A 25,997-nucleotide genomic window follows, 5' to 3' on the forward strand; every position below is an offset into this window, starting at 1 on the left:
TTCCAGAGCGTCGTCAGCGGTTGTTTTCGAGGTTCGTCAGGACGAGCAGGGCACGCAGGAGGTAGGTGGCGCGGGCGGGGTCGGCGCGGAGCTTGGTGAGGATCCGCCAGTTCTTGAGGTGGGCGAAGCCGTGCTCGACGGGTGCGCGTCCGACGGCGAGGACACGGTTGGCGGTCTTCTGGCCGGGGGTGAGTTTGTGGGTGCGGCTGGCGGTGAAGCCGGTGACGATCACAGGATTGCGTACGTCGTTGTCCAGGCCGCGGAAGCCGAGGTCCGCGAGGGCGCCGAGTCCGGCGGCGCGCAGGCGGGCCAGGACGTGGTCGTGGCGGGCGGCGGTGATGTCGTGGGTGCGGCCGGGCCGGGCTGCGGATATCCAGATCCGTTCCAGCAGCTCGGGATCCATACACCGGATCGTAGAAGGCCGCCCCGCCACCGCGCGCAGGAACCGGCAAGTCAACCGTTGACGGACGATCTACTGCTCAGACAACTGCCCACGACCAGCGCGAGCACCCCGAGCACCGGTCACACCAGTCCTTTGACCAGCGACTTCAAGTTGGCGGAGGCTCAATGCCTCGCATCCGTTCGCCCGGGTCGATCGGTTGCGAGGCGTGGAAGGCGTCAGACCGCGATGCTGTCGTCGTTGACCGCCGCGACGAACGACGACCAGCCGTCGGCGGAGAAGGCGAGCGCGGGGCCGCTCGGGTTCTTGCATGCCGCCGACCTCCTGGCGGACCGGCGTGTGACCGGCAGCTGTCGTCGTGATCCCCAACCTGGCCGCCCCCACTGGCAACGAAAGAAAGCGCAGGTCAGAGCAGATATGCAACGAACTCCGGCGCTACGCGGCTCCGCCCCAAGGACCCATTCCTCCCGGGCTGAAGCCCGGGGCATCCTGGGAGAACCGGTGAAGCCGCACTGAAGCGGCGGTCCGGCCGGTCGCGGCGTGAGTGGGCGAGGAGGCGTGATGCGAACCAGCGACGAGATCTATCACCGGGTCCGCTGGGATCCGCGGTTCGACCCGGCCCGGTTCGTGCTGGGGATCAGCCAGCGGGGGGATGCCTGCAAACGCATCCCGCTGCCTTCATTCGTGCCCGGGGGCGACATCCCGTGGCACCGGGTGGTGTTCATCGAGGCGGACGGCGAGGTGGTCTGGGACCGGGCCACGGGCGTGGACCGTATCGATGTGTCGGGCGCCGGCCGGGTGCGGGACCCGCAAGCGGACCTGAGCTTCGATACGAGCTCCGGCAGGGGCGATCCCGCCGGCGTCCTCGACGTGCCCCCGACGGCCCGCACAGCGGTGGCCTGGATCCCGCCTGCGGAGCTGTGGCCGCCGATCCAGGACATCCGCCGGGATTACGATCCGCAGATCCACCGGTGGCCGCCGCACGTCAATGTGCTCTTCGGCTTCGTGCCGGAGTCCGACTTCGAGCGGGCCGCCCCGCTGCTCGCCGCGGCGACGGCCGAGACGCCGGTCTTCACCGCCCGGCTGGACGGGGTGCACACCTTCCGGCACAGGGCGTACTTCACCGTGTGGCTCGACCCGACGGCAGCCGGCCAGGCGCCGTGGGCCCACCTGCACCGCCTGCTGCAGCAGCGGTTCCCGCGCTGCAGTGGGCCCGCCAAGAACTTCACCCCACATCTGTCCCTGGGCCGGACCCGGGATCCGCGGCGAGTCACCGCCGACTGTGTCACCCGGCTCGACACCATGGCGGCGACAGTCTGGGAACTCGTCCTGCTTTCACGCAGGGGCGACGGGCCGATGCGGCCACGGGCCACGGTCGCCCTGCGAACGGGCGAGGTCCGCCGGCTGCCCGCGCCCGGCCTCGGAGCGCCGGGCCCGGAGGACACGGCATGGCTCTCCGGGATCACCGACAGATGAGGCCATGGCCAGCTGGGGCAAAGTGCCGCCGGACAACAGCTTCCCAGCCGCTCCGCCCCATGGGCGCAACAGGCCCTGGCCCGGCTGTGTTCCCGGCGGTCCGGACAGCGCTGCTCAGGCGCCGTCACCACAGGAAACGGGCGGCCTCCGAGGCCGGGAATGCGTTGTCGGTGGGAACCGATACCGTCGGAACATGTCCAACATGGCCGTCCTCGAAGGGGTCCTGGAGCGGATCACCTACGCCAACGAGGAGAACGGGTACACCGTCGCCCGCGTCGACACCGGTCGGGGCGCAGGTGATCTGCTCACCGTGGTCGGCTCGCTGCTCGGTGCGCAGGTCGGCGAGTCGCTGCGGATGGAGGGGCGCTGGAGCTCGCACTCCCAGTACGGCAAGCAGTTCACGGTGGAGAACTACACGACCGTGCTGCCCGCCACCATCCAGGGCATCCGCCGCTACCTCGGCTCCGGCCTGATCAAGGGCATCGGCCCGGTGATGGCGGACCGGATCACCACCCACTTCGGCGTCGACACCCTCGACGTCATCGAGCAGGAGCCGAAGCGGCTGGTCGAGGTGCCCGGGCTCGGGCCGAAGCGGACGAAGATGATCGCCGCGGCCTGGGAGGAGCAGAAGGCGATCAAGGAAGTGATGGTCTTCCTCCAGGGGGTCGGCGTCTCCACCTCCATCGCCGTCCGTATCTACAAGAAGTACGAGGACGCGTCGATCTCCGTCGTGAAGAACCAGCCCTACCGGCTGGCCGCCGACGTCTGGGGCATCGGATTCCTCACCGCCGACAAGATCGCGCAGGCCGTCGGCATCCCGCACGACAGCCCGGAGCGGGTCAAGGCCGGGCTCCAGTACGCGCTGTCGCAATCCACCGACCAGGGGCACTGCTTCCTTCCCGAGGAGCGGCTGATCGCCGACGGGGTGAAGCTGCTCCAGGTCGATACCGGGCTGGTCATCGAGTGCCTCGCCGAACTCGCCGAGGACCCGGAGGGTGTCGTCCGGGAAAAGGTGCCGTCGCCCGAGGGCGGTGAGCTGGTCACGGCGATCTACCTCGTGCCGTTCCACCGTGCCGAGGTCGCGCTCGCCGCGCAGGTGCAGCGACTGCTGCGGACGCCCGAGGACCGGCTGCCGGCCTTCGCGGACGTCGACTGGGACAAGGCGCTGACCTGGCTCGCGGGCCGTACGGGGGCGAAGCTGGCCCCCGAGCAGGAGGCCGCGGTCCGGCTCGCGCTCAGCCGTAAGGTCGCCGTCCTGACCGGTGGGCCCGGCTGCGGGAAGTCGTTCACCGTCCGGTCCATCGTCGAGCTGGCCCGCGCCAAGAAGGCCAAGGTGGTGCTGGCCGCGCCCACCGGGCGGGCCGCCAAGCGGCTCTCCGAGCTGACCGGGGCCGAGGCGTCCACCGTGCACCGGCTGCTCGAACTGAAGCCGGGGGGCGATGCCGCGTACGACCGGGACCGGCCGCTGGACGCCGATCTGGTCGTCGTCGACGAGGCGTCGATGCTGGATCTGCTGCTCGCCAACAAACTGCTGAAGGCGGTGGCACCCGGTGCCCATCTGTTGCTCGTGGGAGATGTCGACCAGCTGCCGTCGGTCGGCGCGGGGGAGGTGCTGCGCGATCTGCTCGCCGACGGCAGCCCCGTTCCGGCGGTCCGGCTGACCACGATCTTCCGCCAGGCCCAGCAGTCCGGAGTCGTCACCAACGCACACCGGATCAACTCCGGAGTACCGCCCCTCACCCAGGGCCTCACGGACTTCTTCCTCTTCGTGGAGGACGAGACGGAGGACGCGGGCGTGCTCGCGGTGGACGTCGCCGCCCGCCGCATTCCGGCCAAATTCGGGCTGGACGCGCGGCGTGACGTACAGGTCCTCGCCCCGATGCACCGAGGCCCGGCCGGGGCGGGCACGCTCAACGGGCTCCTCCAGCAGGCCATCACCCCGGCCCGCCCCGACCTGCCCGAGAAGCGGTTCGGCGGCCGGGTCTTCCGGGTCGGCGACAAGGTCACCCAGATCCGCAACAACTACGACAAGGGGGAGAACGGTGTCTTCAACGGCACGGTCGGCGTCGTCACCGCCCTCGACCTGGACGAACAGCGGCTGACGGTACTGACCGACGAGGACGAGGAGATCGGTTACGACTTCGACGAGCTGGACGAGCTGGCCCACGCGTACGCCATGACGATTCACCGCTCCCAGGGCAGCGAGTACCCGGCCGTCGTCATCCCCGTCACCAAGAGCGCCTGGATGATGCTCCAGCGGAACCTGCTGTACACCGCCGTGACCAGGGCCAAGAAGCTCGTCGTGCTGGTCGGCTCGCGGCAGGCGATCGGCCAGGCGGTCCGCACGGTTTCCGCAGGCAGACGCTGTACGGCGCTGGATTACCGGTTGTCAGGGGGTCTGGGCGGAGGATCCCCGGAAAAAATGATCGATCAAATCGGTGGGAAACATCACGGAGGCCTTCCGGAACCGGAGTCAAGGGGGCAGGATGAGTAAGCTCGCGGCACTCAGTGCCGCGAGTAGGTCCAATGGACGACCCCGAGTGCACTCTCCTGAGCCAAATGGGGGAGGGTGGAGACAGTCAGGGAACCTCGAAGAAGAGGCACTACGTCGGTGAGGGATGACGTGAGCGAGCACACCAACAACGCTGTAGTACTGCGGTACGGCGATGGCGAGTACACCTACCCGGTGGTCGACAGCACCGTCGGCGACAAGGGCTTCGACATCGGGAAGCTCCGGGCCAATACCGGCCTGGTCACGCTGGACAGCGGATACGGCAACACCGCAGCGTATAAATCCGCCATCACCTACCTCGACGGTGAGCAGGGCATCCTGCGCTACCGCGGCTACCCGATCGAGCAGCTCGCCGAGCGCTCGACGTTCCTCGAGGTCGCGTACACGCTCATCAACGGTGAGCTTCCCAAGGTCGACGAGCTGTCGACCTTCAAGAACGAGATCACCCAGCACACGCTGCTGCACGAGGACGTCAAGCGGTTCTTCGACGGCTTCCCGCGCGACGCCCACCCGATGGCCATGCTGTCCTCGGTCGTCAGCGCGCTGTCCACGTTCTACCAGGACAGCCACAACCCGTTCGACGAGGAGCAGCGTCACCTCTCGACGATCCGTCTGCTGGCCAAGCTGCCGACGATCGCCGCGTACGCGTACAAGAAGTCGATCGGCCACCCCTTCGTCTACCCGCGCAACGACCTCGGGTACGTCGAGAACTTCCTGCGCATGACCTTCTCGGTCCCCGCCCAGGAGTACGACCTGGACCCGGTCGTCGTCTCCGCGCTCGACAAGCTGCTCATCCTGCACGCGGACCACGAGCAGAACTGTTCGACCTCCACCGTGCGTCTGGTCGGCTCCTCGCAGGCGAACATGTTCGCCTCGATCTCCGCCGGTATCTCGGCGCTGTGGGGCCCGCTGCACGGTGGCGCCAACCAGTCGGTGCTGGAGATGCTCGAAGGCATCCAGGCCAACGGCGGCGATGTCGACTCCTTCATCCGCAAGGTGAAGAACAAGGAGGACGGCGTCCGGCTGATGGGCTTCGGCCACCGCGTCTACAAGTCCTTCGACCCGCGCGCCAAGATCATCAAGGCCGCGGCCCATGACGTGCTGTCCGCGCTCGGCAAGTCCGACGAGCTGCTCGACATCGCGCTGAAGCTGGAGGAGCACGCGCTCTCCGACGAGTACTTCGTCTCGCGCAACCTCTACCCCAACGTGGACTTCTACACGGGTCTGATCTACCGGGCCATGGGCTTCCCGACCGAGATGTTCACCGTGCTCTTCGCGCTCGGTCGGCTTCCCGGCTGGATCGCCCAGTGGCACGAGATGATCAAGGAGCCGGGTTCCCGCATCGGCCGCCCGCGCCAGATCTACACCGGCGAGGTCCTGCGTGACTTCGTCCCGGTCGAGGGCCGCTGAACCTCGTACCGCCCCTGCGTCACCCCGGCCGCCGAGGCCGGTCGTCTTCGCCCCGAGTACCGCGCTTTCGCACAGAGCGCGGTGTCCGGGGCGATTTGCGTGACCGGCGCAGCCGTGCGGGGTGTTGCCCGCCGGGCGGACAGCGAGAAGCGCCCCGCCATCGATCCCCCCACGGGCCGACAGCGAGGCGCTTCCCATATCCCGGAGCGGATTCCCCCCACGGGATCCGGCCGGGCGTCTGCGGGAGCCGAAGCTCCTGGGCGCTCCTCACCTACTGCGAGCTGCGCTCTTCACTTGTACTTCCAGTGCGGTCCGCCGGGGTACGTACGCACGGGAGGGCCGCTCAAAGCTCCCCGGTGCACGTGCCCCGGCCAACGCTTGCCCGAAGCATCCCCCAAGACACTTCGATGGACGTCCCCCAAGACATCCTTGGCATCGCACTCTTAGACTCGCGAACCCGCCGGATGGTTACCCTGAAACCGGTGTGATCTAAATCTCTTTGTGGAAGTTACGTGAAGGCGCGCAACCGCAGGCTGTTCGTCACGACGAAGACTGATGAGAACGCCATCGCCGCTCCCGCAATCATAGGGTTGAGCAGGCCAAATGCCGCAAGGGGTAGGGCGGCTACGTTATAGCCGAATGCCCAGAAGAGATTGCCCTTGATGGTCGCCAGGGTGCGCCGGGAGAGCCGGATCGCATCGGCCGCCACCTTGAGATCTCCACGAACGAGGGTCAGATCGCTCGCCTCGATCGCGGCGTCCGTACCGGTTCCCATCGCCAGGCCGAGATCGGCGGTGGCGAGTGCGGCCGCGTCGTTGACCCCGTCGCCGACCATGGCTACGGAGCGCCCCTGGGCCCGGAGCCGCTCGATGACGTGAACCTTCTCCTCGGGCAGGACCTCGGCATGGACCTCGTCGATTCCGACGGCGTGGGCCACGGCGTCCGCCACGGCCCGGTTGTCGCCGGTCAGCAGAACGGGACGGAGGCCGAGTGCGCGCAGCTCGGCGACGGCTGCCGCGCTGGACTCCTTGACCGCGTCGGCGACGGCGAGGACGCCGCGTGCCTGTCCGTCCCAGGCGACCACGATCGCGGTACGGCCCCGAGCCGCCGCGTCCGCCGCGGCGCCGGACAGGTTGTCGGGGATGCCGATGCCCGCGTCGGCGAGCAATTTCGGGCGGCCGACCAGTACTTGGTGCCCGTCGACCGTGCCGCGTACGCCGAGGCCCGCGACGTTGGCGAAGTCCTCGGGGGTGGGGAGGGGGCCGCCGATGCGTTCCGTGGCTCCGGCGGCGACGGCCTGGGCGATGGGGTGCTCGGAGGAGTGCTCCAGCGCGCCGGCCAGCCGCAGGAGCCGGGTCTCGTCGGTGCCGGGTGCGGGGTGGATGTCCTGGAGCGTCATCCGGCCGGTGGTGACCGTGCCGGTCTTGTCGAGGACGATCGTGTCGATGCGATGCGTGGTCTCCAGGACCTCGGGGCCCTTGATCAGGATGCCGAGCTGGGCGCCGCGTCCCGTACCGACCATGAGAGCGGTGGGAGTGGCGAGGCCCAGGGCGCAGGGGCAGGCGATGATCAGTACGGCGACGGCGGCGGTGAACGCGGCGGTCACGTCGTCCGTGACGAGCAGCCACGCGATCAGGGTGGCCACTGCGAGCACCAGCACCACGGGGACGAAGACCGCGGAGATCCGGTCGGCGAGGCGCTGCACCTCTGCCTTGCCGTTCTGCGCGTCCTCGACGAGCTTCGCCATCCGGGCCAACTGGGTGTCGGCGCCGACCCGGATGGCTTCGACGACGAGCCGGCCGGAGGCGTTCACGGTGGCCCCGGTGACCCGGTCGCCGACGCCCACATCGACCGGGACGGACTCGCCGGTGAGCATGGAGGCGTCCACGGCGGACGCGCCCTCGACGACGGTGCCGTCGGTGGCGATCTTCTCGCCGGGGCGGACGACGAAGCGGTCGCCGACGGCGAGCCGGCCGACGGGGATGCGTACCTCGGTGCCGTCCCGGAGGACGGAGACGTCCCTCGCGCCCAGGTGCATCAGCGCGCGCAGGGCGGAACCGGCCTTCCGCTTGGACTTCGCCTCCAGGTAGCGGCCCAGCAGGATGAAGGTGACGACGCCGGCCGCGACCTCCAGATAGATGGTGGACGAGCCTTCCCCGAGCTCCCGGCTCCGCTCGAGCAGGGGAGAGCCCATTGCGCGCGAGACCGTGAAGTCGAAGCCGTGCCGCATCCCGGTCATGCCGGCGTCACCGAAGAACAGCGCCCACAGGGACCAGCCGAAGGCGGCGAGGGTGCCGACCGAGACCAGGGTGTCCATGGTGGCCGCGCCGTGCCGGAGATTGGTCCAGGTGGCGCGGTGGAAGGGCAGCCCGCCCCAGACGACGACGGGGGCGGCGAGGGTGAAGGAGAGCCACTGCCAGTTGTCGAACTGGAGGGCGGGGACCATCGCGAGCACGACGACGGGGGCGGCGAGGACGGCAGAGACGGTCAGACGCTGACGCAGTGATGCGAGGGCGTCGGCGGCCTTCCGCTCGGCGGGGTCGTCGGCGTAGGCCTCGGTCTCGGTCTCGGCTTCGGTGCCTGTGCCTGTGCCTGTATCGGTCGGGCTTTCGGTGGCCTGCTCGGTGCGGACCCGGGTGCTGTGCGGGCCGCCGTCCTCGGGGGTGCCTGTGACGGTGATTGCGGACGTGACCGGTGCCTCGGCACGTGCCGGGGTGGGCGGTGCCGATTCGGGGCGGCGTACCGGCTGAGCGGTATAGCCGGTCTTCTCGACCGTGGCGATCAGATCCGCGAGGCCGGTCTCTGAGCCGAAGGAGACGCGGGCCTTCTCGGTCGCGTAGTTGACGGTGGCGGTGACGCCGTCCATCCGGTTGAGCTTCTTCTCGACGCGGGCCGCGCAGGAGGCGCAGGTCATCCCGCCGATCGTGAGTTCGGCCTGCGAACTCTCCGCTGCCGGGGTCTCGGCCTCTGTTGCGCTGTGCATGTCCGAACTCCTGAAACGCCGACCGGGCCGTACTCCACCAGTATCTGCTGGTCGGTCCGGCCCGGCGGCAAAGGGGGGTTATTCGGGTGTATCCGGCGTATCGGGTGCGCCCGATGGTGTTCAGGCCCGGCCGACGAGCTCGTAGCCGGCCTCGTCGACTGCGGCGCGCACGACGTCCTCGGCCAGCGGGGCCCCGGAGACGACGGTCACTTGGCCGGTGGCGGCGACGGCCTTCACCGAGGTGACGCCATCGATGCCGGAGATCTCCTCGGAGACGGCGCCTTCGCAGTGGCCGCACGTCATGCCGGACACCTGGTAGACGGTGGTCACCCCGCCCGCAGGGGTGCCGGAGTCCGCACCGTCGTGGCAGGAGCCGCTGGGTGAGCAGCAGGAGCCGGTGGCCTGGGGGAGCTGGGTCTCGGCGGTCATGGTGTTCTCCTCTTCGACGAGCACAAAGGGCGTGGCGTGTCGGGAACCCCGGGAGACCCGTGAGCCCCAACGCTCATCACACTATACCCCTAGGGGGTATGAATGCGAGTGTCCGCTGCGCGCGCTTGCTCGTCGGTGGAGGCCGGGGTGCATCCCTGTGCGAAGCGTGCGCGGCTCGGGCCGGTGTCGGTGACCCGGGCGGCCGGATCGCGATACGTGCATCGAGTCCCGGAGTGAGTGCAGCACGGTGACGCCGAGGTGCCTGGCTATCGCGGGCGCGGCGAGCTGGAAACGCCCGTTCGGCCTCCGGAGGGAGAGTGGGGCGGCAACCCCGGCGAACGCCGTCCGGAGGCTGCGCCCGACGGTGTGGGCGCCCCGCACGGTACCTCGGTCTCCAGTGGGGCGCGCAGGCCTGCGCCGTTCATGGCGACGGCATCATGCCGAGCCTGCCCACGAGTCAGCTCCGAACGTGCCCTTCACATCGGATGCGACGGTGGTGGCGTCCACCTTGGCCTGCAGGGCGTACACGATCGTCTTGCGTGCGCTGCGGACGCTGAGGTGGACTGGGCTGTCGCCCGGGTGGTCCGCAAGGATGCGCTTCAGTTCTCTGACGGACTGTTCGGTGATCCGGTGGGCGGGGAGGGCAAGCCGCACGGGGGGTTTCCCGCCGTGCTCGGCGGAGGACACGTCCAGTACCGCGAGTTCTCTGCCGAAGACGTTCACGGTTCCGTCCCGGTCTTCGATCTTGCCCTTGACAGCAATGACGTTGTCTTCGGCCAGTGCGTGCTGCACGAGCTGGTAGGCGGCGGGGAAGAAGAGGACCTCGATGCCGGCATCACGGTCCGCGAGGTTCACGATGGCCCAGGCGTTGCCCTGTTTGGTCATCTTGAGCTGGATGCTGGTGATCAGACCGGAAAGCTGCACGTCCCCGGTGGTGCGGCCGGAGGCGAGCAGTTCGGCGATGGAGCAGTCCCGCGCGCCGGAGAGGATGTGCTCGGCGCCGTCCAGCGGGTGGGCCGAGACGTAGAGGCCGAGCATTTCGCGTTCGGTCGCCAGGAGCTGTCTGCGGGGCCACTCCGAGTCGTCGATGGGGAAGTCGAGGCCGAAGGCCGGTTCGCCGCTTCCTTCGCCGCCCAGGTCGGCGAAGAGATCGTCTTGTCCGAAGCTTGCCGCTTTCTTCACGGGGATGATCGCGTCGATGGCGTCCTCGTGGATGGCGGTGAGGCCCTTGCGGGAATGCTCCAGGGAGTCGAAGGTGCCGGCCTTGATCAGGGACTCCACAGCTCGCTTGTTCAGTGCGGGCAGGTCGGCCTTGTCGAGGAAGTCGGAGAAGGAAGCGAATTTCCCTTTCCGGCGGCGGGTGTCGACGATGGCCTCGATGACGTTGTCGCCGACGTTGCGTACGGACCGCAGCCCGAACCGTACGTCGTCGCCGATGGCGGTGAACTCGGCGACGGATTCGTTCACGTCGGGCTGGAGGACCCGGACGCCGTTCCTGCGGGCGTCGGCGAGGTAGATCGCGGCCTTGTCCTTGTCGTCGCCGACCGAGGTGAGCAGGGCGGCCATGTACTCGGCCGGGTAGTTGGCCTTGAGGTAGGCGGTCCAGTATGAGACGAGGCCGTAGCCGGCGGTGTGGGACTTGTTGAAGGCGTAGCCGGAGAACGGGAGCATGACGTCCCACAGGGCCTTGATGGCTTCCTCGCTGTACCCGTTGCCCCGCATGCCGTCGTGGAACTTGTCCCACTCCGCGGCCAGCACCTCCGGTTTCTTCTTGCCCATCGCACGGCGCAACAGGTCGGCACCGCCGAGGGTGTACCCGGCCAGTTCCCGGGCGATGGCCATGATCTGCTCCTGGTAGACGAGCAGATGGAAGGTGTTGCCGAGGATCGGCTCCAGTGAGTCGCGCAGCTCGGGGTGGATCGGGGTGATCTCCTGGCGGCCGGTCTTACGGTGTGCGTAGTTGGTGTGCGCGTTCGCCGCCATGGGGCCGGGCCGGTAGAGGGCGTTGACCGCGGCGATGTCCTCGAACCGGGTGGGTTCCATCTGCTTCAGCAGGACGCGCATGCCGCCGCCGTCGAGCTGGAAGACACCGAAAGTGTTGCCCTCGGCCAGCAGTCGGTACGTCTTGGCGTCGTCCAGAGGGATCACGACGGTGGACGGGGCGCCGTCCAGGGGATCTACGGTGGCCAGACTGATGCCCCGGTTCTCGCGGATGTTCTCGATGGCCTGGTCGATGACCCCCAGGTTCCGCAGTCCCAGGAAGTCCATCTTGATCAGGCCCATGGCTTCGCAGGACGGGTAGTCGAAGCCGGTGATCTTCACGCCGTCCGAGGCGCGCATGTGCAGGGGGATGCGGTCGGTGAGCTTCGTCTTGGAGAGGATCACCGCCGCGGCGTGCACGCCGGTGCCGCGGGTGAGGCCCTCCACCCCGCGGGCGGTGTCGATGACCCGCTTCACATCCTGTTCGCTGTCATACATCTGCCGGATCTCGCCGGCCTCGCCATACCGCTCGTGGGAGGAGTCGAAGACGGCAGCCAGTGGGGCTGACTTGCCGTTCTGGTCCGGCGGGAGCGCCTTGGTGATCCGCTCGCCGTGGGAGTAGGGGTAGCCGAGGATGCGCGAGGAGTCCTTGATCGCGTTCTTGGCCTTGATCTTGCCGAACGTGTTCACCATGGCGGTGTACTCCTCGCCGTACTTCTCGGTGACGTAGCGGACCATCCGGTCGCGCTGACGGTCGTCGAAGTCGAGGTCGACGTCCGGCGGGTTGATGCGTTCGGGGTTCAGGAACCGTTCGAAGAGAAGGCCGTGCTCCAGGGGGCACAGCTCGGTGATGCGGGTGGCGTAGGCCACGATGGAGCCGGTGGCCGACCCCCGGCCCGGACCGAGCGGGATCTTGTTCTCCCGGGCATGGCGGCAGATGTCCGCCACGACGAGGAAGTAGGAGCTGAAACCCATGGGGCCGATGACCGACATCTCGGTCTCGAAGCGGTCCATGACGTGCTGGGGGACCGGGTCCCCGTAGCGCGTCGCCAGACCCTTGAGGACTTCCTTGCGAAGCCACGACTCCTGGGTCTCGCCTTCGGGCACGTCCGGGAACTGCGGCATCTCGTCGACGTAGTCGAAGACCTCGTCATAGGACTCGATGCGCTCGGCAATCAGCAGGGTGTTGTCGCAGGCTTCCGGCAGCTCCGAGAACAGGCTGCGCATCTCGGCGGCTGTCCTGAGGTAGTAGCCGGAGCCGTTGAACCGGAAGCGGCCCGGGTCGTCCTTGTTCTTGCCGACACCGATGCACAGCAGGCTGTCGTGAGCGTCGGCCTGGTCCTCGGTGACGTAGTGCGCGTCATTGGTGGCCAGGAGGGGAATGCTCAGTTCCCTGGCCAGACGCAGCAGGCCCTCACGGACCTCACGCTCGATGTCCAGGCCGTGGTCCATCAGCTCCAGGAAGTAGTTCTCGCGGCCGAAGATCTCCTGGTAGACCGCGGCAGCAGCCTTCGCCTCGTCATACTGGTTCAGCCGCAGGCGGGTCTGGATCTCGCCGGACGGGCAGCCGGTGGTGGCGATGACGCCGTCCGGTCGCTCAGCGATCAACTCCCGGTCCATGCGCGGCTTTCCGGCAGGGAACTGACCCTCATAGCTGGCCTGCGTGCTGAGCCAGAACAGGTTCCGCAAGCCCTGGCTGTTCCGCGCCCACATGGTCACGTGAGTGAAGCGGCCGCCACCGGAGACATCCTTCGACCCCTCACCGTCCGCGCTCATGGCGCGACGGCCTCCCGGCCCCCAGAACTCCTGCTTCCGGACGAACCGGGAGGAAGGCGCCACGTACGCCTCGATGCCGATGATCGGCCTGATCCCCTCGAAGCCCTTCGCGACCTGCGCGAACTCGTAGGCGCCGAACATGTTGCCGTGATCGCTCATGGCGATCGCAGGCATCCCCTGTCGGGCCACCTCGCCGAACATCGGCTTCAGCTTCTGCGCGCCGTCCAGCATCGAGTATTCGGTGTGATTGTGCAGGTGAACGAAGGAATCCGGCACGGGTGGGTCACCTCCGAGGTGAGTAGGAAGCCCCATCCCGACCAGAGACGCGATGGTGGCCTTGTCGGTGGCCGACCGCACCGGCATCGGCAGATGGGCGGACGGCTCGGCCCGTCGCGGTGCGGTCACGCCGACAGGACGGCCAATGGGCCGCACCGCTCGTGAACGCGATCGGCCCGAGCCCTTGAAGCGCAGGCCCGTAGCCACCCGGCCGCCGGGCAGCACTCCTCCTGCCGCACTGCTTGCCAAACCACACGTTGACCAGAGACATCAAAGCGAGCATGGAGTACTGGAATCAAACAACCATTTCGCCGATCGGACTCAACGATTGGTTGTCCATCTAAGATGGTCGGCATGGACCTCACCGCCGTGCGCACCTTCGTCACCGCTACGGACGCGGGACAGTTCCAAGAAGCCGCTGCCAACTTGTCGATCACCCCACAAGCCGTCTCCAAGCGCATCGCCGCGCTGGAGAAGGACCTCGGTGTGCAGCTGTTCAGCCGTACGGCCCGCGGAGCCCGGCTCACCATCGATGGGCAGGCGTTCCTGCCTTACGCCCGGGCTCTCCTCCAAGCCGAGGAACGGGCAGCCGCTTCCGTGCGGCCAGGGCGCCGGGCGTTGCGCGTCGACGTGATCGGCCGCCGGGTCTCAGTGGCGGGTCTGCTGCGCGACTTCCACCGCGCGTATCCCGAGACCGATCTCGATGTCGTGACCCTCTTCGACTCCGACACGGCCATCGCCGCCGTCCGGTCCGGGACGATCGACGCGACCTTCCGCGCCGTGACCATGCCGGGCCGGCAGCTCCCCGACGGTATCGAGGCCACTCCGGTCTTCGATGAACCGCTGTACCTGTTCACCGGGCCGGCTCACGAGTTCGCGGCCGCCCGCGCGATCGCTCCCGCCCAGCTCGCCGGGCGCCGGATCTGGATGCCCGGCAACATGCCTGGCACCGAGTGGGCCGCCTACTACGACGAACTCGCCGCCACGTTCGGTCTCACCATCGACTCGGTCGGCCCCAACTTCGGTATCGAGCCCCTCCTCGACACGATCGCGGGCTCCTCGACATTGGCGACCTTCGTCAGCGAGCAGACTCCGCTGGTCTGGCCCGCCGGCCACGACCTGCGGCGCATCCCCCTGCACGACCCGACCCCGGTCTACCCCCACTCGCTGATCTGGCGCACCGACAACCCGCACCCCGCCCTCACCGCACTGCGTAACCACCTCACCTCTACATACCCCGGCCGCCCCGACAGCGGGACCTGGACACCGAAGTGGGCCCAGCGAGCCACACGGCCGAGCTAGTCGACGGTCTTGAATGCCTCGATCCGGCTCACCGGAGACGGCCTCGTCGCGGGGTCGGTATCAGTGCAGCAGGTCGTACACGTAGCTCCGGCAGGTCAGTGGGCTCATGTCACCAAGCATCCGGTCCAGCGAATAGGTGCTGACAGACACGATCTCCCGACCCGCGCCATCCGCCACAACCCACGGCAATGACGGACTGTCGCCGGCAAGTGCCGCCCCGATCCGCGGCGGCCGGCCTCGGCCACCGGGCGCCACCACCGGGTCGAGCCCTACTCCTTGCTGGTGCAGTCAGCAGACCAGTGGCTCCAGATAACGGAGCAGTGCGGTCTTCAGCTCCCTGATGTACGCGTCCCGCTCATCGCCCTCGTGGGCCATGATCAGGTCGAGCCCGCCCTTGAAGAGGATGAAGATCATGTTGGCGATACGGGTGATCTGGGCGGGCGGAGTGTCCGGCAGGTAGTCGCCGAGGATCGCCTCGACGCGGTCGAGCATGGTCATGTGCAGCGCGTCGTGCCCCTGGGTGATTCCGGGGATCTCGGAGCCGTGCATGAGGACGGTGAACGCCGGATTCTCGCAGTTGAAGGCGATCAGCGGGTCAAGGGTGGCGTCCAGCATCCGGTCCAGCGGGAGCGTCAGATGGTCCGGAAGGAATGCGGCGCCGTATGTCTCCCGCCAGCGGTTCAGGAGTTGGTCGCCGAGTTCGACGGCGATGGCCTCCTTGTTGGGGAAGAACTGGTAGAGCGTGCCCGGTGAGACGCCTGCCTCGCGGGCGATGGCGTTGGTGCTCGCCGCGGTGTAGCCGGTTGTGCAGAAAACGTTGGCCGCCGCTTTGAGGAGCTGCGTGATACGGGCTTCGCCGCGGGCCTGGCGACGGCGGGGGCGGGTGGCACCGGCGGCCGCTTCGGGGCGTGCGCTGCCGGTGTCGCTCGCGCTGTGTGCGCTGCCGCCCACGCTCCCGGCGCCGCTCGTGGCCGGGGGGTTCGCGGTGCCGCCCGCGCCGCCCGTGCCCCTGGCACCACCGGTGCCCTTCGCTCTGGCCTCCGACACGGTCGATCCCCAGCTTTCATGACGCGATTGACAAACACGAGCGGTCGCTCGCATTCTTGGTGAAACGCGAGCGATGACTCGTGTTTGCCAGTGTAATTGGCAACGACTGATCCATGCTGCCCTGCGCGGCCACTCCGTGTGGCCGTCTCGCGCCGCCGGATCTGGGGGAAGGGGACACCGCGCCATGCCTGAAGTCAACAGTCCGGAGCGTCTGGGGGGCTGGACCCGCTTCGTCACTGCGCGGCCACGGCTCGCGCTGCTCGCGGCCCTGGTCATCACGGCGCTCGCCGTGTTCGCGGGAAGCGGGGTGGCCGACCGGATGGGCAGCGGCGGCTGGGAGGCCCCGGACGCCGAATCGACCTGTACGACCAAGGCGCTGGAGCGTGAGTTCCCCGCATCCCAGCCGAATCTGCTGCTGCTCGTGGACAGCGGCAGCACATCGGTCGACGATCCCGCGGTGGCCGCCGAGGCGGCCCGGCTGGCCGAACGGCTGGCCGGAGAGAAGGACATCACGGGCGTCGGCTCGTACTGGCAGAGCAAGGCACCCGCGCTACGTGCCGAGGACGGGCGGGAAGCGTTGATCGCCGCCCGGATAGAGGGCGACGACAAGGCGATGGGCGAGGTCCTGGACCGGATAGCCCCCGCATACCGTGGTGCGCACGGCCCCGTGGAGGTCTCGGTCGGCGGCCCGGTCGCCGTACGGCACGAGATGCAGACGATCATCCAGGAGGACCTGCTGCGGGCCGAGATGATTGCTCTGCCGGTGACGCTCGTGCTGCTGGTCATGGTCTTCGGCAGTGCGATCGCCGCCCTGCTGCCGCTCGGCGTGGGCATCGTCGCAATCCTGGGGACCAACGCCGTGCTGCGCGGCATCACCGAATTCACCGACGTCTCGGTCTTCGCCCAGAACCTCACCACGGCCCTCGGCCTCGGGCTCGCCATCGACTACGCGCTGTTCATCGTGCGCCGGTTCAGGGAAGAGCTCGCGGCCGGGGCGGACACCCGGGCGGCTGTGGGGGCGACGCTGCGCACCGCGGGGCGCACGGTGCTGTTCTCCGCGCTGACCGTCGCGGTTTCGCTCGCCGCGATGCTGGTCTTCCCGCAGTACTTCCTGCGCTCGTTCGCCTACGCGGGGATCGCCGTGGTGCTGCTGGCGGCTGCCGCCGCACTGATCCTGCTGCCGGCCGCGCTGATGCTGCTCGGACCACGGGTCAACTCCCTGGATCTGCGCCGTCTGCTGCGACGGGGGGCCGGGCGCACGGGTGGGCGTGTCGAGCTGTCCGCGACCGCCGCAGCCGGATCCGGCAGCGGGTGGGGCCGGTTCGCGGCCCTCGTGATGCGTCGGGCGCCGGTCTTCGCCGCCGTCACCACCGTGGGTCTCGTCCTGCTCGGGCTGCCCTTCCTCGGGGTGAAGTTCGGTACGGCGGACGACCGCCAGCTGCCCGCGACCGCCGAGTCGCATGTCGTCCAGCAGCACATCCGGGACGGCTTCCCCGGCAGCCCGGGCGGCGGCCTCGCAGTACTCGCGGAGGGTGCGGCGACGCCGGCCCAGTACGCCGAATACCGCAGCAGGATCGCCGGCCTTCCCGGTGTGCTGCGGGTCGACGGGCCGGTCACGACGGGGCGGTTCGCCTACTTCAGCGTTCTGCCCGACGGTGAGTCCGTGGGGGAGGAGTCCCAGCAGCTCGTCCAGGACCTCCGGGCCGAGCCCGCCCCCTTCGACACCTCGGTGACGGGCACGGCAGCCGTCCTGGTCGACTCCAAGCACGCCATCGCGGACCGGCTGCCCTGGGCGGTGGGCATCATCGTCGTGGTGACACTGCTTCTGGTCTTCCTGCTCACCGGAAGCGTGCTGATCCCCCTCCAGGCGGTCGTGCTCAACGCGCTGAGTCTCACGGCGATGTTCGGAGCGGTCGTCTGGGTCTTCCAGGACGGGCATCTGTCCGGACTGCTCTCCTTCACCAGCACCGGGGACATAGAGACGACACTGCCGGTTCTGATGTTCTGCGTCGCCTTCGGACTCTCCATGGACTACGGGGTCTTCCTGCTTTCCCGGATCAAGGAGGAGTACGACCGCACCGGGGACCACGAGCGGTCGGTGACCTTCGGGCTGCGGCACACCGGCGGGCTGATCACCGCGGCAGCCGTGATCCTGGCGGTGGTGATGGTCGCCATCGGTACGTCACGGGTGGCCAACACCAAGATGCTTGGCCTCGGTATCGCCCTGGCCGTGCTGATGGACGCGATGGTGGTGCGCAGCCTGCTGGTTCCTTCCGTGATGAAGCTGATGGGCAAGGCCACCTGGTGGGCACCCGCTCGGCTCCGGGCCTTCCACCGGAGGTTCGGCCTGAGCGAAGGGACGTCCGTGCCGCTGCCGGCCGAGGAGATATCGAAGGACGCTCCGGAGCGGGACAAGATCACCAGCGGAGCGTAGATTCGGCCGCCCGGACGACGGATGCGGAGCGCATCGCGGCGCGGACCGAACAACGGCGCGGAGCGGACAACGGGGCTGAACGAAGGGCTGGGCCGATGCGAGCAGTAGTGTTCGAGGAGTTCAAGCAGGACGCCCGGGTGCGGGAAGTGCCGGACCCGAGCCCTTCCGGCCAGGGCGTCGTGGTCCGCGTCGAGGCAACCGGGCTGTGCCGCAGCGACTGGCACGGCTGGATGGGCCACGACCCCGACATCACCCTGCCTCATGTGCCCGGTCATGAACTCGCCGGTGTGGTCGAGGCGGTGGGGAGCGATGTCGTCAACTGGCGGCCCGGTGACCGGGTCACCGTGCCCTTCGTCTGCGCGTGCGGCCGCTGTCCCGCCTGTGCGGCCGGGGCCCAGCAGGTCTGCGAGCGGCAGATCCAGCCCGGCTTCACCCACTGGGGCTCGTTCGCCGAGTACGTGGCGCTGGAACGGGCCGACGTCAATCTGGTCTCCGTTCCCGAGGGCCTGTCCTTCGCCACGGCGGCAGGTCTGGGGTGCAGGTTCGCCACGGCGTTCCGGGCGGTCGTGGCTCAGGGGCGGGTGGCACCGGGCGAGTGGGTCGCGGTGCACGGTTGCGGAGGGGTCGGGCTCTCGGCCGTCATGATCGCGGTGGCCTGTGGGGCCAGGGTCGTCGCGGTCGACGTCTCGGCGGGTGCTCTTGAACTGGCGCGGGCGTTCGGCGCGGTGGAGTGCGTGGACGCGTCCACGCACCCGGACGGGGCGGACGAGGTGGTACGCGAACTGACGGGCGGCGGGGCCCATCTGTCTCTCGACGCGTTGGGCTCCCCGGTGACCTGCGCCGCCTCGGTGCGGAGCCTGCGCCGGCAGGGCCGCCATGTGCAGGTCGGGCTGATGCCCACGGCCGCCGGTGACCCCGTCGTGCCCATGGCGCGGGTGATCGGCCTGGAGCTGGAGATGCTCGGCAGCCACGGCATGGCCGCGCACGCGTACCCGCCGATGATGGACATGGTCCTGGCCGGCACCCTGCGCCCCGATCTGCTGGTGACCTCCACCATCGGCCTGGACGCGGCCCCGGCGGCGCTCGCCGCGATGGGGACGGCGCCCGGGGCAGGGTTGACGATCATCCAGCCGTCGAGCGGTGGGACGTACACCCCGGCGAAGGAGTGAAGCCCCGTACGGCGGCAGGTGGGAGTTGTTCCCCGTACGGGGCGCCGGAGGTGTCAGTCCCTGCGTCCTCGGTTGCCGGGTCTTGAGGCGACCCAGGCGCGGATGGTGTCCGCGTACCAGTAGGGCTTGCCGCTCTCCACATGGTCGGGTGACGGGAGGAGGCCGTGTTTGCGGTAGGAGCGGACGGTGTCCGGCTGTACCCGGATGTGCGCGGCAATGTCCTTGTAGGACCAGAGTCTTCTGTCCGTCATGTATGACACCTCTCTGCGCCGCAGCGCAGCCGGGCAGGCCGTCGGGGGAGCTGCGGCGCGGACGCTGACGATCACTCAGCCTGCTCCCGGTGCAACGACAGGGGGAGAGTTCCGGGGAGGGGCTGTCGAGCGCCTGTGACGGAAGACCCGCGTAACGGAGACATGTGTGACGAGAGTGTGATCTCTGTTACAGAAGGCATGCATGGTGCCCAACGGGGCCACGGGAGAGGAGTCCCGCGTGCCGGGTCACACCGGTGGGTAGGGGAGAGGGGTCGTGCGGGTCGGTCCCGCGTGCCAGAGCGCCGACCAGGTGACCGGGGTGACCAGGCCGTCCGGCACGAGCGGCGGATTGTCCGCCTGGAAGCGCTGTACGGCGAGGAGGGTCTGCGGTCCGAACGTTCCGTCGAGTGCTGACCACGGCAGATAGTGGCGGTTGGCCAGCATGCACTGCACCTGGGAGACCCGATCGCCCTGGTCGCCGTACACGGTGAGCCCGTCGCCGTCGTAGAAGACGCAGACCGGGCTCGAGCCGGGCGGTGGCGGCGGGTTGTGCTCGTCGGCCGAGGCGCCCGGGGCAGTGGCGAGGGCGGCGGCCAGGGCGACGACGGCCAGGGCCGAGGCACCGGCCGTCCTGCGGGACGACAACATCTTCCGGATCATGGCGAGTTGCTCCTGGTGCGCTGGTGGGGTGTGCGGTGGTGGGGCGCGGCCCGGGCCGCGCACCGACTTCTCATCGAGGACAACACCGCGTACCGCCACTACGTCACTTCCCGGGGCCGCTCGGCGTGTCAGGGAGCCCGGTGCGGGCTGCCGCAGGAGCGGAGGAAGTCCCGGGTGCGGCGGGCGATGGGAAAGGGCTTGTCGGGCGGGCAGGGATACATGTCCTGCTCGACGATGGCGAAGAGATCGACATCCAGCTTGCGGGCGGCTGCGAGTACGGGCTCCAGCGCGGGCACCCCGCCCGGCGGTTCGCACATCACTCCACGCGCCACGGCGGGTCCGAACGGCAGTTCGTCCGCCACGACTTCGGCCAGGATCCCCGGGTCGACCTGCTTGAGATGCAGATAGCCGACCCGTTCGCCGTAGGTCTCGATCAGCTTGACGCTGTCGCCGCCGCAGTAGGCGTAGTGGCCGGTGTCGAGGCACAGCGAGACCAGTTCGGGATCGGTGGCGTCGAGGAAGCGGCTGACGTTCTCCTCGCTGTCGATATGGGTGTCGGCATGCGGATGGACGACGATGCGCAGCCCGAAACGGTCCTGCACCTCGCGGCCCAGCCGCTCCGTCTGGGTGGTGAGGCTGCGCCACTGCTCCGCGGTGAGGCTGCGGTCCTCCAGGACCTCGCCAGTCTTGTCGTCGCGCCAGAACGACGGGATGACCACGAGATGTCCGGCGCCCATCGCCCGGGTGAGTGCCGCGATGTCGGCGACATGCGCCCAGGTCCGGTCCCAGACGTCCGTGCCATGGTGCAATCCGGTGAAAACGGTCCCGGCCGAGACCGTGAGCCCGCGGCGGCGCGTCTCGTCGGCGAGGCGGGCCGGGTCGGTCGGGAGGTAGCCGTACGGGCCGAGTTCGATCCACTCGTAACCCGCCGCGGAGACCTCATCGAGGAAGCGCTGCCAGGGCACTTGCCGCGGATCGTCGGGGAACCACACACCCCACGAGTCGGGTGCCGAACCGATACGGATACGGGCCGGAGCCAATGCGGAGGAGGTCATGCGGCCCAGCCTTCCGGCCCGGAAGACGAGTGTCAATCATTCGTCCTTATGTCCGGACAAAACATTGACAGGGTTCCGGGGGAGGGCTAGACCTGGGAGCAGCCGCCCCGGTCGCCGGTCGAAGGGATGCATATGCCTGAGCTGTACGACGTGATCACCATGGGCCGGATCGGTGTGGATCTCTACCCCCTGCAGACCGGTGTGCCGCTGGCCCGGGTCGAGACATTCGGGAAGTTCCTCGGCGGCTCACCGGCCAATGTCGCCGTCGCGGCAGCCCGGCTCGGCCGGCGGACCGCCGTGGTGACCCGCACGGGCCGGGACGCCTTCGGGGAGTATCTCCACCACCAGTTGCGGGAGTTCGGGGTGGACGACCGGTGGGTGACGCCCGTCGACGCGTATCCGACACCGGTCACCTTCTGCGAGATCTTCCCGCCCGACGACTTCCCGCTCTACTTCTACCGGCAGCCCAAGGCCCCCGACCTGGAGATCCACGAGTCGGAGCTGGACCTCGACGCGGTGCGGTCCGCCCGGGTCTTCTGGATGACGGGCACCGGGCTGTGCGCCGAACCGAGCCGCACATCGACCCTCGCCGCACTGCGCGCCCGCGACCGGTCCGGCATCACCGTCTTCGACCTCGACTGGCGCCCGATGTTCTGGGACTCCACAGAAGCAATCCCCGAGGCCGCGTCCAACCCCTCCGCCCGCTACCGCGAGGCCCTCGCCCATGCCACCGTCGCCGTCGGAAACCTCGACGAATGCGAGATCGCGACCGGCGAGCGCGAACCGCACGCGGCCGCCCGCGCCCTGATCGCCGCGGGTGTCGAGCTCGCCGTCGTCAAACAGGGCCCCAAGGGCGTACTCGCCGTCCACCGCGACGGCACGGTGGCCGATGTGCCGCCGCTGCCCGTCGAGGTCGTCAACGGCCTCGGTGCCGGTGACGCCTTCGGCGGGGCGCTCTGCCACGGGCTGCTCGCAGGATGGGAGACCGAACGCATCATGCGGTACGCCAACGCCGCCGGTGCCATCGTCGCCTCCCGGCTCGCCTGCTCGTCCGCCATGCCGTTCCCGTACGAAGTCGAAGCGGCCCTGACCGAAGGTGCCGTCACCTCCCGCCCCACCGGAGCCACCCCATGACGCCCCCGGCCTCCTCGGTCTCCGAACTCGTCCAGCTGCGCATGCGCCACCCCGAGGCCATCGCCGAAGCTGCCGCGCGACGCCGCAGACGCCCCCTCGTCGGCAGCGGCGGCCGCCTGATGATCATCGCGGCGGACCATCCGGCCCGTGGCTCCCTGGCCGTCGGCGGCCGCGAACTGGCCATGGCCAACCGCTTCGAGCTCCTGGACCGGCTCTGCCTCGCCCTCTCCCGCCCCGGCGTCGACGGAGTCCTCGCCACCGCCGACATCCTCGACGATTTGCTGCTCCTCGGCGCACTGGAGAACAAGGTCGTCGTCGGCTCGATGAACCGTGGCGGACTCGCGGGCGCCGCCTTCGAACTCGACGACCGCTTCACCGGCCACCGCCCCGAGGACCTCGCCCGGCTCCGCTTCGACGCGGGCAAGCTGCTGCTCCGTATCGACTACGACGACCCCGGCTCGCTCGACACCATGCACGCCACCGCCCGTGCCATCGACGCCATGGCCGCGCACCGGCTGCCCGTCTTCGTCGAGCCGTTCCTCTGCCGCCGCATGGACGGCCACGTCCGCAACGACCTCGGCGCGGAGGCGGTCACCACCTCGATCGCCATCGCCTCGGGGCTGGCCGGGACATCCGCGTACACCTGGCTCAAGGTCCCCGTCACCGAGAACCCCGACGACATGGCCCGGGTGATGGAGGCTTCGACGCTGCCCGCCGTGCTGCTGGGCGGCGAGGTGGGTGACGACCTGGACGGCGCGTTCGAGAAGTGGCGCACGGCGCTGCAACTGCCGACCGTCCAGGGCCTGGTGGTGGGGCGTTCGCTGCTCTACCCGGCCGACGGTGAGGTGGCCGCGGCCGTCGACACGGCCGTATCGCTGCTGGAGCCGAGAGGAACGGGCGGGGACCGGGTATCGAGTAGGGAATGGGTATGACGACGCACAACGAACCGCGGTACCACCTCGGCGCCGGGAGCGCGGCGAGCGGGCCCTACGCCCTCGACATCGACCCGAAGCGCGCCGGCTGGGACCGGTCGAGCCTGCGTGTGCTGGAGCTGGGGCCGGGCGGAGTTCACACGCTTGTCACCGGGGAGAGCGAATGGATCGTTCTGCCTTTGACCGGTGGCTGTACGGTGCACACCTCAGGTGAGATCTTTGAACTACTGGGCCGGGAAAGCGTGTTCAGCGGGGTATCCGACTTCGCGTACGTACCGCGCGACGCCCATGCACAGATCGCCTCCGGCGCAGGAGGCCGCTTCGCCCTGGCAGGAGCGAAGTGCGAGCGACGACTCCCCGCTCGCTACGGCCCCGCGCCGGAGGTACCCGTCGAGCTGCGCGGCTCCGGGAACTGCTCCCGCCAGGTCAACAACTTCGCCGCCGCCGACACCTTCGAGTGCGACCGGCTGATCGCCGTCGAGGTACTCACCCCGGGCGGCAACTGGTCGTCCTACCCACCGCACAAGCACGACGAGCACCGACCCGGCGTCGAGTCCGTGCTGGAGGAGATCTACTACTTCGAGGTGGAGAACGACGGCCTCGGCTACCACCGCGTGTCGCCGTCGAGGGACGGCGGTACGGATGTCCTCGCCGAGGTCCGCAGCGGTGACGCGGTCCTCATTCCCGACGGCTGGCACGGTCCGTCCATCGCCGCCCCCGGCCGCACGCTCTACTACCTCAATGTGATGGCGGGCCCGGGGGAGCAGCGGGAGTGGCTGATCAGCGACCACCCCGACCACAGCTGGATCCGCGACACCTGGCCGTCGCAGCCGGTGGACCCCAGACTCCCGCTCTACGGACCGGAGGCGACCTCGTGAGCGCACCACGCACCCGCAGGCTCACCACCGCCCAGGCCCTGGTGTCCTTCCTGTCCCGCCAGTACACCGAGCGCGACGGCCGACGACAGCGCCTGATCAGCGCCACCTGGGGCATCTTCGGCCACGGCAATGTCGCCGGAGTCGGTCAGGCGCTCGTCGAGTCGGGCCGGGCGATGCCCTATCTCCAGGGCCGCAACGAGCAGGCCATGGTGCACGCCGCCGTCGGCTACGCCCGCCAGTCCGGCCGGCTCTCCGCGCACGCCGTCACCACCTCCATCGGCCCCGGCGCCACGAACCTCGTGACCGGCGCCGCCCTCGCCACCATCAACCACCTCCCCGTCCTCCTCCTGCCCGGGGACACCTTCGCGACCCGGCCCGCCGACCCCGTGCTCCAGCAGCTCGAAGTCCCGTCCGCGGGCGACATCTCGGTCAACGACTGTCTGCGTCCCGTCTCCCGCTACTTCGACCGGATCACCCGCCCCGAGGCCCTGATCCCGGCCGCACTCCAGGCCATGCGGACCCTCGCCGACCCGGCGGAGACCGGCGCGGTCACGCTCGCGCTGCCGCAGGACGTGCAGGCGCAGGCGCACGACTGGCCGCAGGAGTTCTTCGCCGAGCGCATCTGGTACGTACGCCGGCCGGCCCCCGATCCGCACGAGCTCGACCGGGCGGTGCGGGCCGTGCGCAGCGCCCGCCGGCCGCTGATCGTGGCGGGCGGCGGCGTCCATCACAGCGCGGCGCAGGAGACCCTCGCCGCGTTCGCCGCCGCCACCCGTATCCCCGTCGCCTCCACCCAGGCCGGCAAGGGCTCCCTGCGTCACGACCACCCCGCCGACGTCGGCGGCATCGGCCACACCGGCACCGCGACCGCCGACGAGCTGGCCCGCACCGCCGACCTGGTGATCGGAATCGGCACCCGCTACTCCGATTTCACCACCGCCTCGGCCACGCTCTTCTGCGACCCGGCGGTCCGCTTCCTCAACCTCAACATCACCGGCTTCGACGCACACAAACTCGGCGCGCTCCCGCTCGTCGCCGACGCCCGCACCGCCCTCGAAGCCCTCACCGCCGCGCTTGCCGCACGCAACCACCGCGTCGACCCGTCCTACGAGACCGAGTACACCGAGGCCAAGGAGAAATGGGAGCAGCGCGTCACCGCCGCGTTCGCCGCCGACGACCCGCATGCCCGCCCCACCCAGGCCCAGGTCCTCGGCCTGCTCGACGCTCTCGTCACCGAGGACGACATCCTGATCAACGCGGCCGGATCGCTCCCCGGTGACCTGCACAAACTCTGGCGGGCCCGCTCCCCGCACCAGTACCACGTCGAATACGGCTACTCCTGCATGGGCTACGAGATCCCCGCCGCGATCGGGGTCCAGCTGGCCGCCTCCGGCCGCCCCGTCTGGGCCCTCGTCGGCGACGGCACATATCTGATGAATCCCACCGAGATCGTCACCGCGGTGCAGCAAGAACTCCCCGTGAAGCTGGTCATCCTGCAGAACCACGGTTACGCGTCCATCGGCGGCCTGTCCGAGACGGTCGGTGGTGAGCGCTTCGGTACGGCCTACCGCCACCGTGCCGCGGACGGTACCTTCACCGGGCCCCCGCTCCCCGTCGACCTCGCGGCCAACGCCGGCTCGCTGGGGATGCGGGTACTGCGCGCCAAGACCGTGCGTGACCTGCGCGAAGCCCTTACCGAGGCGCGCGTCGCGGACCGTCCCACTTGTGTCTACGTCGAGACCGAAACGGCAGACACAGTGTCGGGCCCCCCTCCGGCGCAGGCGTGGTGGGATGTTCCTGTAGCCGAAACGGCCACCCGGCCGTCGGCCGTGAAAGCCCGGGAAGAGTACGACCGTCACGTCGCCGACCGACGCCACCACCTTTGAAGGAGTT

Annotated in this window: 17 protein-coding genes and 1 pseudogene; 10 read left to right on the forward strand and 8 right to left on the reverse strand. The window is 69.3% G+C overall.

What is annotated here, in order from left to right:
- Window positions 1-13: 13 nt before the first annotated feature.
- Window positions 14-403, reverse strand: a complete 390-nt coding sequence (locus ACIPEK_RS01455; protein ID WP_401989586.1) for a transposase family protein — start codon at window positions 401-403, stop codon at window positions 14-16.
- A 558-nt stretch (window positions 404-961) separates the two neighbouring features.
- On the opposite strand from ACIPEK_RS01455, the pseudogene ACIPEK_RS01460 reads away from it, so the two are divergent.
- The 3 genes and pseudogenes from ACIPEK_RS01460 to ACIPEK_RS01470 all read left to right on the forward strand — a co-directional run.
- Window positions 962-1,837 (forward strand): annotated as a pseudogene (locus tag ACIPEK_RS01460) (RNA repair domain-containing protein); the annotation flags it as partial.
- A 232-nt stretch (window positions 1,838-2,069) separates the two neighbouring features.
- Window positions 2,070-4,370: an ATP-dependent RecD-like DNA helicase gene (locus ACIPEK_RS01465; protein ID WP_401989587.1), complete on the forward strand. Its 2,301-nt coding sequence runs from the start codon at window positions 2,070-2,072 to the stop codon at window positions 4,368-4,370.
- A 129-nt stretch (window positions 4,371-4,499) separates the two neighbouring features.
- On the forward strand, window positions 4,500-5,798 hold the full coding sequence (locus tag ACIPEK_RS01470; RefSeq protein ID WP_189274267.1) for a citrate synthase: 1,299 nt from the start codon (window positions 4,500-4,502) through the stop codon (window positions 5,796-5,798).
- Window positions 5,799-6,306: 508 nt separating this feature from the next.
- Here the strand turns inward: ACIPEK_RS01470 and ACIPEK_RS01475 are convergent.
- The 3 genes from ACIPEK_RS01475 to dnaE all read right to left on the reverse strand — a co-directional run bounded on the left by ACIPEK_RS01475 (window position 6,307) and on the right by dnaE (window position 13,242).
- A complete protein-coding gene (locus ACIPEK_RS01475) occupies window positions 6,307-8,781 on the reverse strand; it encodes a heavy metal translocating P-type ATPase (protein ID WP_401989588.1) in 2,475 nt (824 codons plus the stop codon).
- A 120-nt stretch (window positions 8,782-8,901) separates the two neighbouring features.
- Entirely contained in the window at window positions 8,902-9,210 is a 309-nt protein-coding gene (locus tag ACIPEK_RS01480; protein WP_401989589.1) for a heavy-metal-associated domain-containing protein, read from the reverse strand.
- 435 nt (window positions 9,211-9,645) lie between these two features.
- Window positions 9,646-13,242: a DNA polymerase III subunit alpha gene (gene dnaE / locus ACIPEK_RS01485; protein WP_401989790.1), complete on the reverse strand. Its 3,597-nt coding sequence runs from the start codon at window positions 13,240-13,242 to the stop codon at window positions 9,646-9,648.
- A 354-nt stretch (window positions 13,243-13,596) separates the two neighbouring features.
- Between dnaE and ACIPEK_RS01490 the strand changes: the two genes are divergently transcribed.
- Window positions 13,597-14,544 (forward strand): LysR family transcriptional regulator, encoded by a 948-nt coding sequence (locus ACIPEK_RS01490; RefSeq protein WP_401989590.1) that lies wholly within the window; start codon window positions 13,597-13,599, stop codon window positions 14,542-14,544.
- Between the two features lie 288 nt (window positions 14,545-14,832).
- Here the strand turns inward: ACIPEK_RS01490 and ACIPEK_RS01495 are convergent, their stop codons facing one another.
- The gene (locus ACIPEK_RS01495) at window positions 14,833-15,495 is read right to left on the reverse strand and encodes a TetR family transcriptional regulator (RefSeq protein WP_401989792.1); all 663 of its coding nucleotides are present in this window, start codon (window positions 15,493-15,495) and stop codon (window positions 14,833-14,835) included.
- A gap of 280 nt (window positions 15,496-15,775) precedes the next feature.
- Between ACIPEK_RS01495 and ACIPEK_RS01500 the strand changes: the two genes are divergently transcribed.
- Window positions 15,776-18,025: an MMPL family transporter gene (locus ACIPEK_RS01500; RefSeq protein WP_401989591.1), complete on the forward strand. Its 2,250-nt coding sequence runs from the start codon at window positions 15,776-15,778 to the stop codon at window positions 18,023-18,025.
- A gap of 95 nt (window positions 18,026-18,120) precedes the next feature.
- Window positions 18,121-19,194 carry a zinc-dependent alcohol dehydrogenase family protein gene (locus tag ACIPEK_RS01505; protein WP_401989592.1) on the forward strand — a complete coding sequence of 358 codons (1,074 nt, stop codon included), beginning with the start codon at window positions 18,121-18,123 and terminating at the stop codon, window positions 19,192-19,194.
- A gap of 53 nt (window positions 19,195-19,247) precedes the next feature.
- On the opposite strand, the gene ACIPEK_RS01510 is transcribed toward ACIPEK_RS01505, so the two are convergent.
- From ACIPEK_RS01510 to ACIPEK_RS01520, 3 genes are all read right to left on the reverse strand, one after another.
- The gene (locus tag ACIPEK_RS01510) at window positions 19,248-19,445 is read right to left on the reverse strand and encodes an AlpA family transcriptional regulator (protein WP_093898674.1); all 198 of its coding nucleotides are present in this window, start codon (window positions 19,443-19,445) and stop codon (window positions 19,248-19,250) included.
- Between the two features lie 246 nt (window positions 19,446-19,691).
- Window positions 19,692-20,105, reverse strand: coding sequence for a peptidoglycan-binding protein (locus ACIPEK_RS01515; protein ID WP_401989593.1), 414 nt, complete (start codon window positions 20,103-20,105; stop codon window positions 19,692-19,694).
- A gap of 128 nt (window positions 20,106-20,233) precedes the next feature.
- Window positions 20,234-21,160 (reverse strand): sugar phosphate isomerase/epimerase family protein, encoded by a 927-nt coding sequence (locus tag ACIPEK_RS01520; RefSeq protein ID WP_401989594.1) that lies wholly within the window; start codon window positions 21,158-21,160, stop codon window positions 20,234-20,236.
- Window positions 21,161-21,292: 132 nt separating this feature from the next.
- Between ACIPEK_RS01520 and iolC the strand changes: the two genes are divergently transcribed.
- From iolC to iolD, 4 genes are read left to right on the forward strand one after another with little or no spacing between them, the layout of a single operon-like run.
- On the forward strand, window positions 21,293-22,294 hold the full coding sequence (gene iolC / locus ACIPEK_RS01525; protein ID WP_401989595.1) for a 5-dehydro-2-deoxygluconokinase: 1,002 nt from the start codon (window positions 21,293-21,295) through the stop codon (window positions 22,292-22,294).
- Entirely contained in the window at window positions 22,291-23,226 is a 936-nt protein-coding gene (locus ACIPEK_RS01530; RefSeq protein ID WP_401989596.1) for a deoxyribose-phosphate aldolase, read from the forward strand. The genes iolC and ACIPEK_RS01530 overlap by 4 nt, the downstream gene beginning before the upstream one ends.
- Window positions 23,223-24,104 (forward strand): 5-deoxy-glucuronate isomerase, encoded by an 882-nt coding sequence (gene iolB, locus ACIPEK_RS01535; RefSeq protein WP_401989597.1) that lies wholly within the window; start codon window positions 23,223-23,225, stop codon window positions 24,102-24,104. Before ACIPEK_RS01530 ends, iolB begins: the two co-directional genes overlap by 4 nt.
- Complete coding sequence (gene iolD, locus ACIPEK_RS01540) at window positions 24,101-25,990, forward strand: 3D-(3,5/4)-trihydroxycyclohexane-1,2-dione acylhydrolase (decyclizing) (RefSeq protein WP_401989598.1); 1,890 nt, start codon at window positions 24,101-24,103, stop codon at window positions 25,988-25,990. Before iolB ends, iolD begins: the two co-directional genes overlap by 4 nt.
- The last annotated feature ends 7 nt before the right edge of the window (window positions 25,991-25,997 follow it).

The sequence above is a fragment of the Streptomyces sp. NPDC088246 genome, from assembly GCF_044741025.1.
GTDB lineage: Bacteria > Actinomycetota > Actinomycetes > Streptomycetales > Streptomycetaceae > Streptomyces.

Coding starts and splice junctions, on each gene's coding strand:
- ACIPEK_RS01520 (WP_401989594.1), bottom strand. CDS start 21,160: ATGACCTCCTCCGCATTGGCTCCGGCCCGTATCCGTATCGGTTCGGCA.
- ACIPEK_RS01475 (WP_401989588.1), bottom strand. CDS start 8,781: ATGCACAGCGCAACAGAGGCCGAGACCCCGGCAGCGGAGAGTTCGCAG.
- ACIPEK_RS01530 (WP_401989596.1), top strand. CDS start 22,291: ATGACGCCCCCGGCCTCCTCGGTCTCCGAACTCGTCCAGCTGCGCATG.
- ACIPEK_RS01490 (WP_401989590.1), top strand. CDS start 13,597: ATGGACCTCACCGCCGTGCGCACCTTCGTCACCGCTACGGACGCGGGA.
- ACIPEK_RS01480 (WP_401989589.1), bottom strand. CDS start 9,210: ATGACCGCCGAGACCCAGCTCCCCCAGGCCACCGGCTCCTGCTGCTCA.
- iolB (WP_401989597.1), top strand. CDS start 23,223: ATGACGACGCACAACGAACCGCGGTACCACCTCGGCGCCGGGAGCGCG.
- ACIPEK_RS01510 (WP_093898674.1), bottom strand. CDS start 19,445: ATGACGGACAGAAGACTCTGGTCCTACAAGGACATTGCCGCGCACATC.
- iolC (WP_401989595.1), top strand. CDS start 21,293: ATGCCTGAGCTGTACGACGTGATCACCATGGGCCGGATCGGTGTGGAT.
- ACIPEK_RS01455 (WP_401989586.1), bottom strand. CDS start 403: ATGGATCCCGAGCTGCTGGAACGGATCTGGATATCCGCAGCCCGGCCC.
- ACIPEK_RS01465 (WP_401989587.1), top strand. CDS start 2,070: ATGTCCAACATGGCCGTCCTCGAAGGGGTCCTGGAGCGGATCACCTAC.
- ACIPEK_RS01515 (WP_401989593.1), bottom strand. CDS start 20,105: ATGATCCGGAAGATGTTGTCGTCCCGCAGGACGGCCGGTGCCTCGGCC.
- ACIPEK_RS01500 (WP_401989591.1), top strand. CDS start 15,776: ATGCCTGAAGTCAACAGTCCGGAGCGTCTGGGGGGCTGGACCCGCTTC.
- ACIPEK_RS01505 (WP_401989592.1), top strand. CDS start 18,121: ATGCGAGCAGTAGTGTTCGAGGAGTTCAAGCAGGACGCCCGGGTGCGG.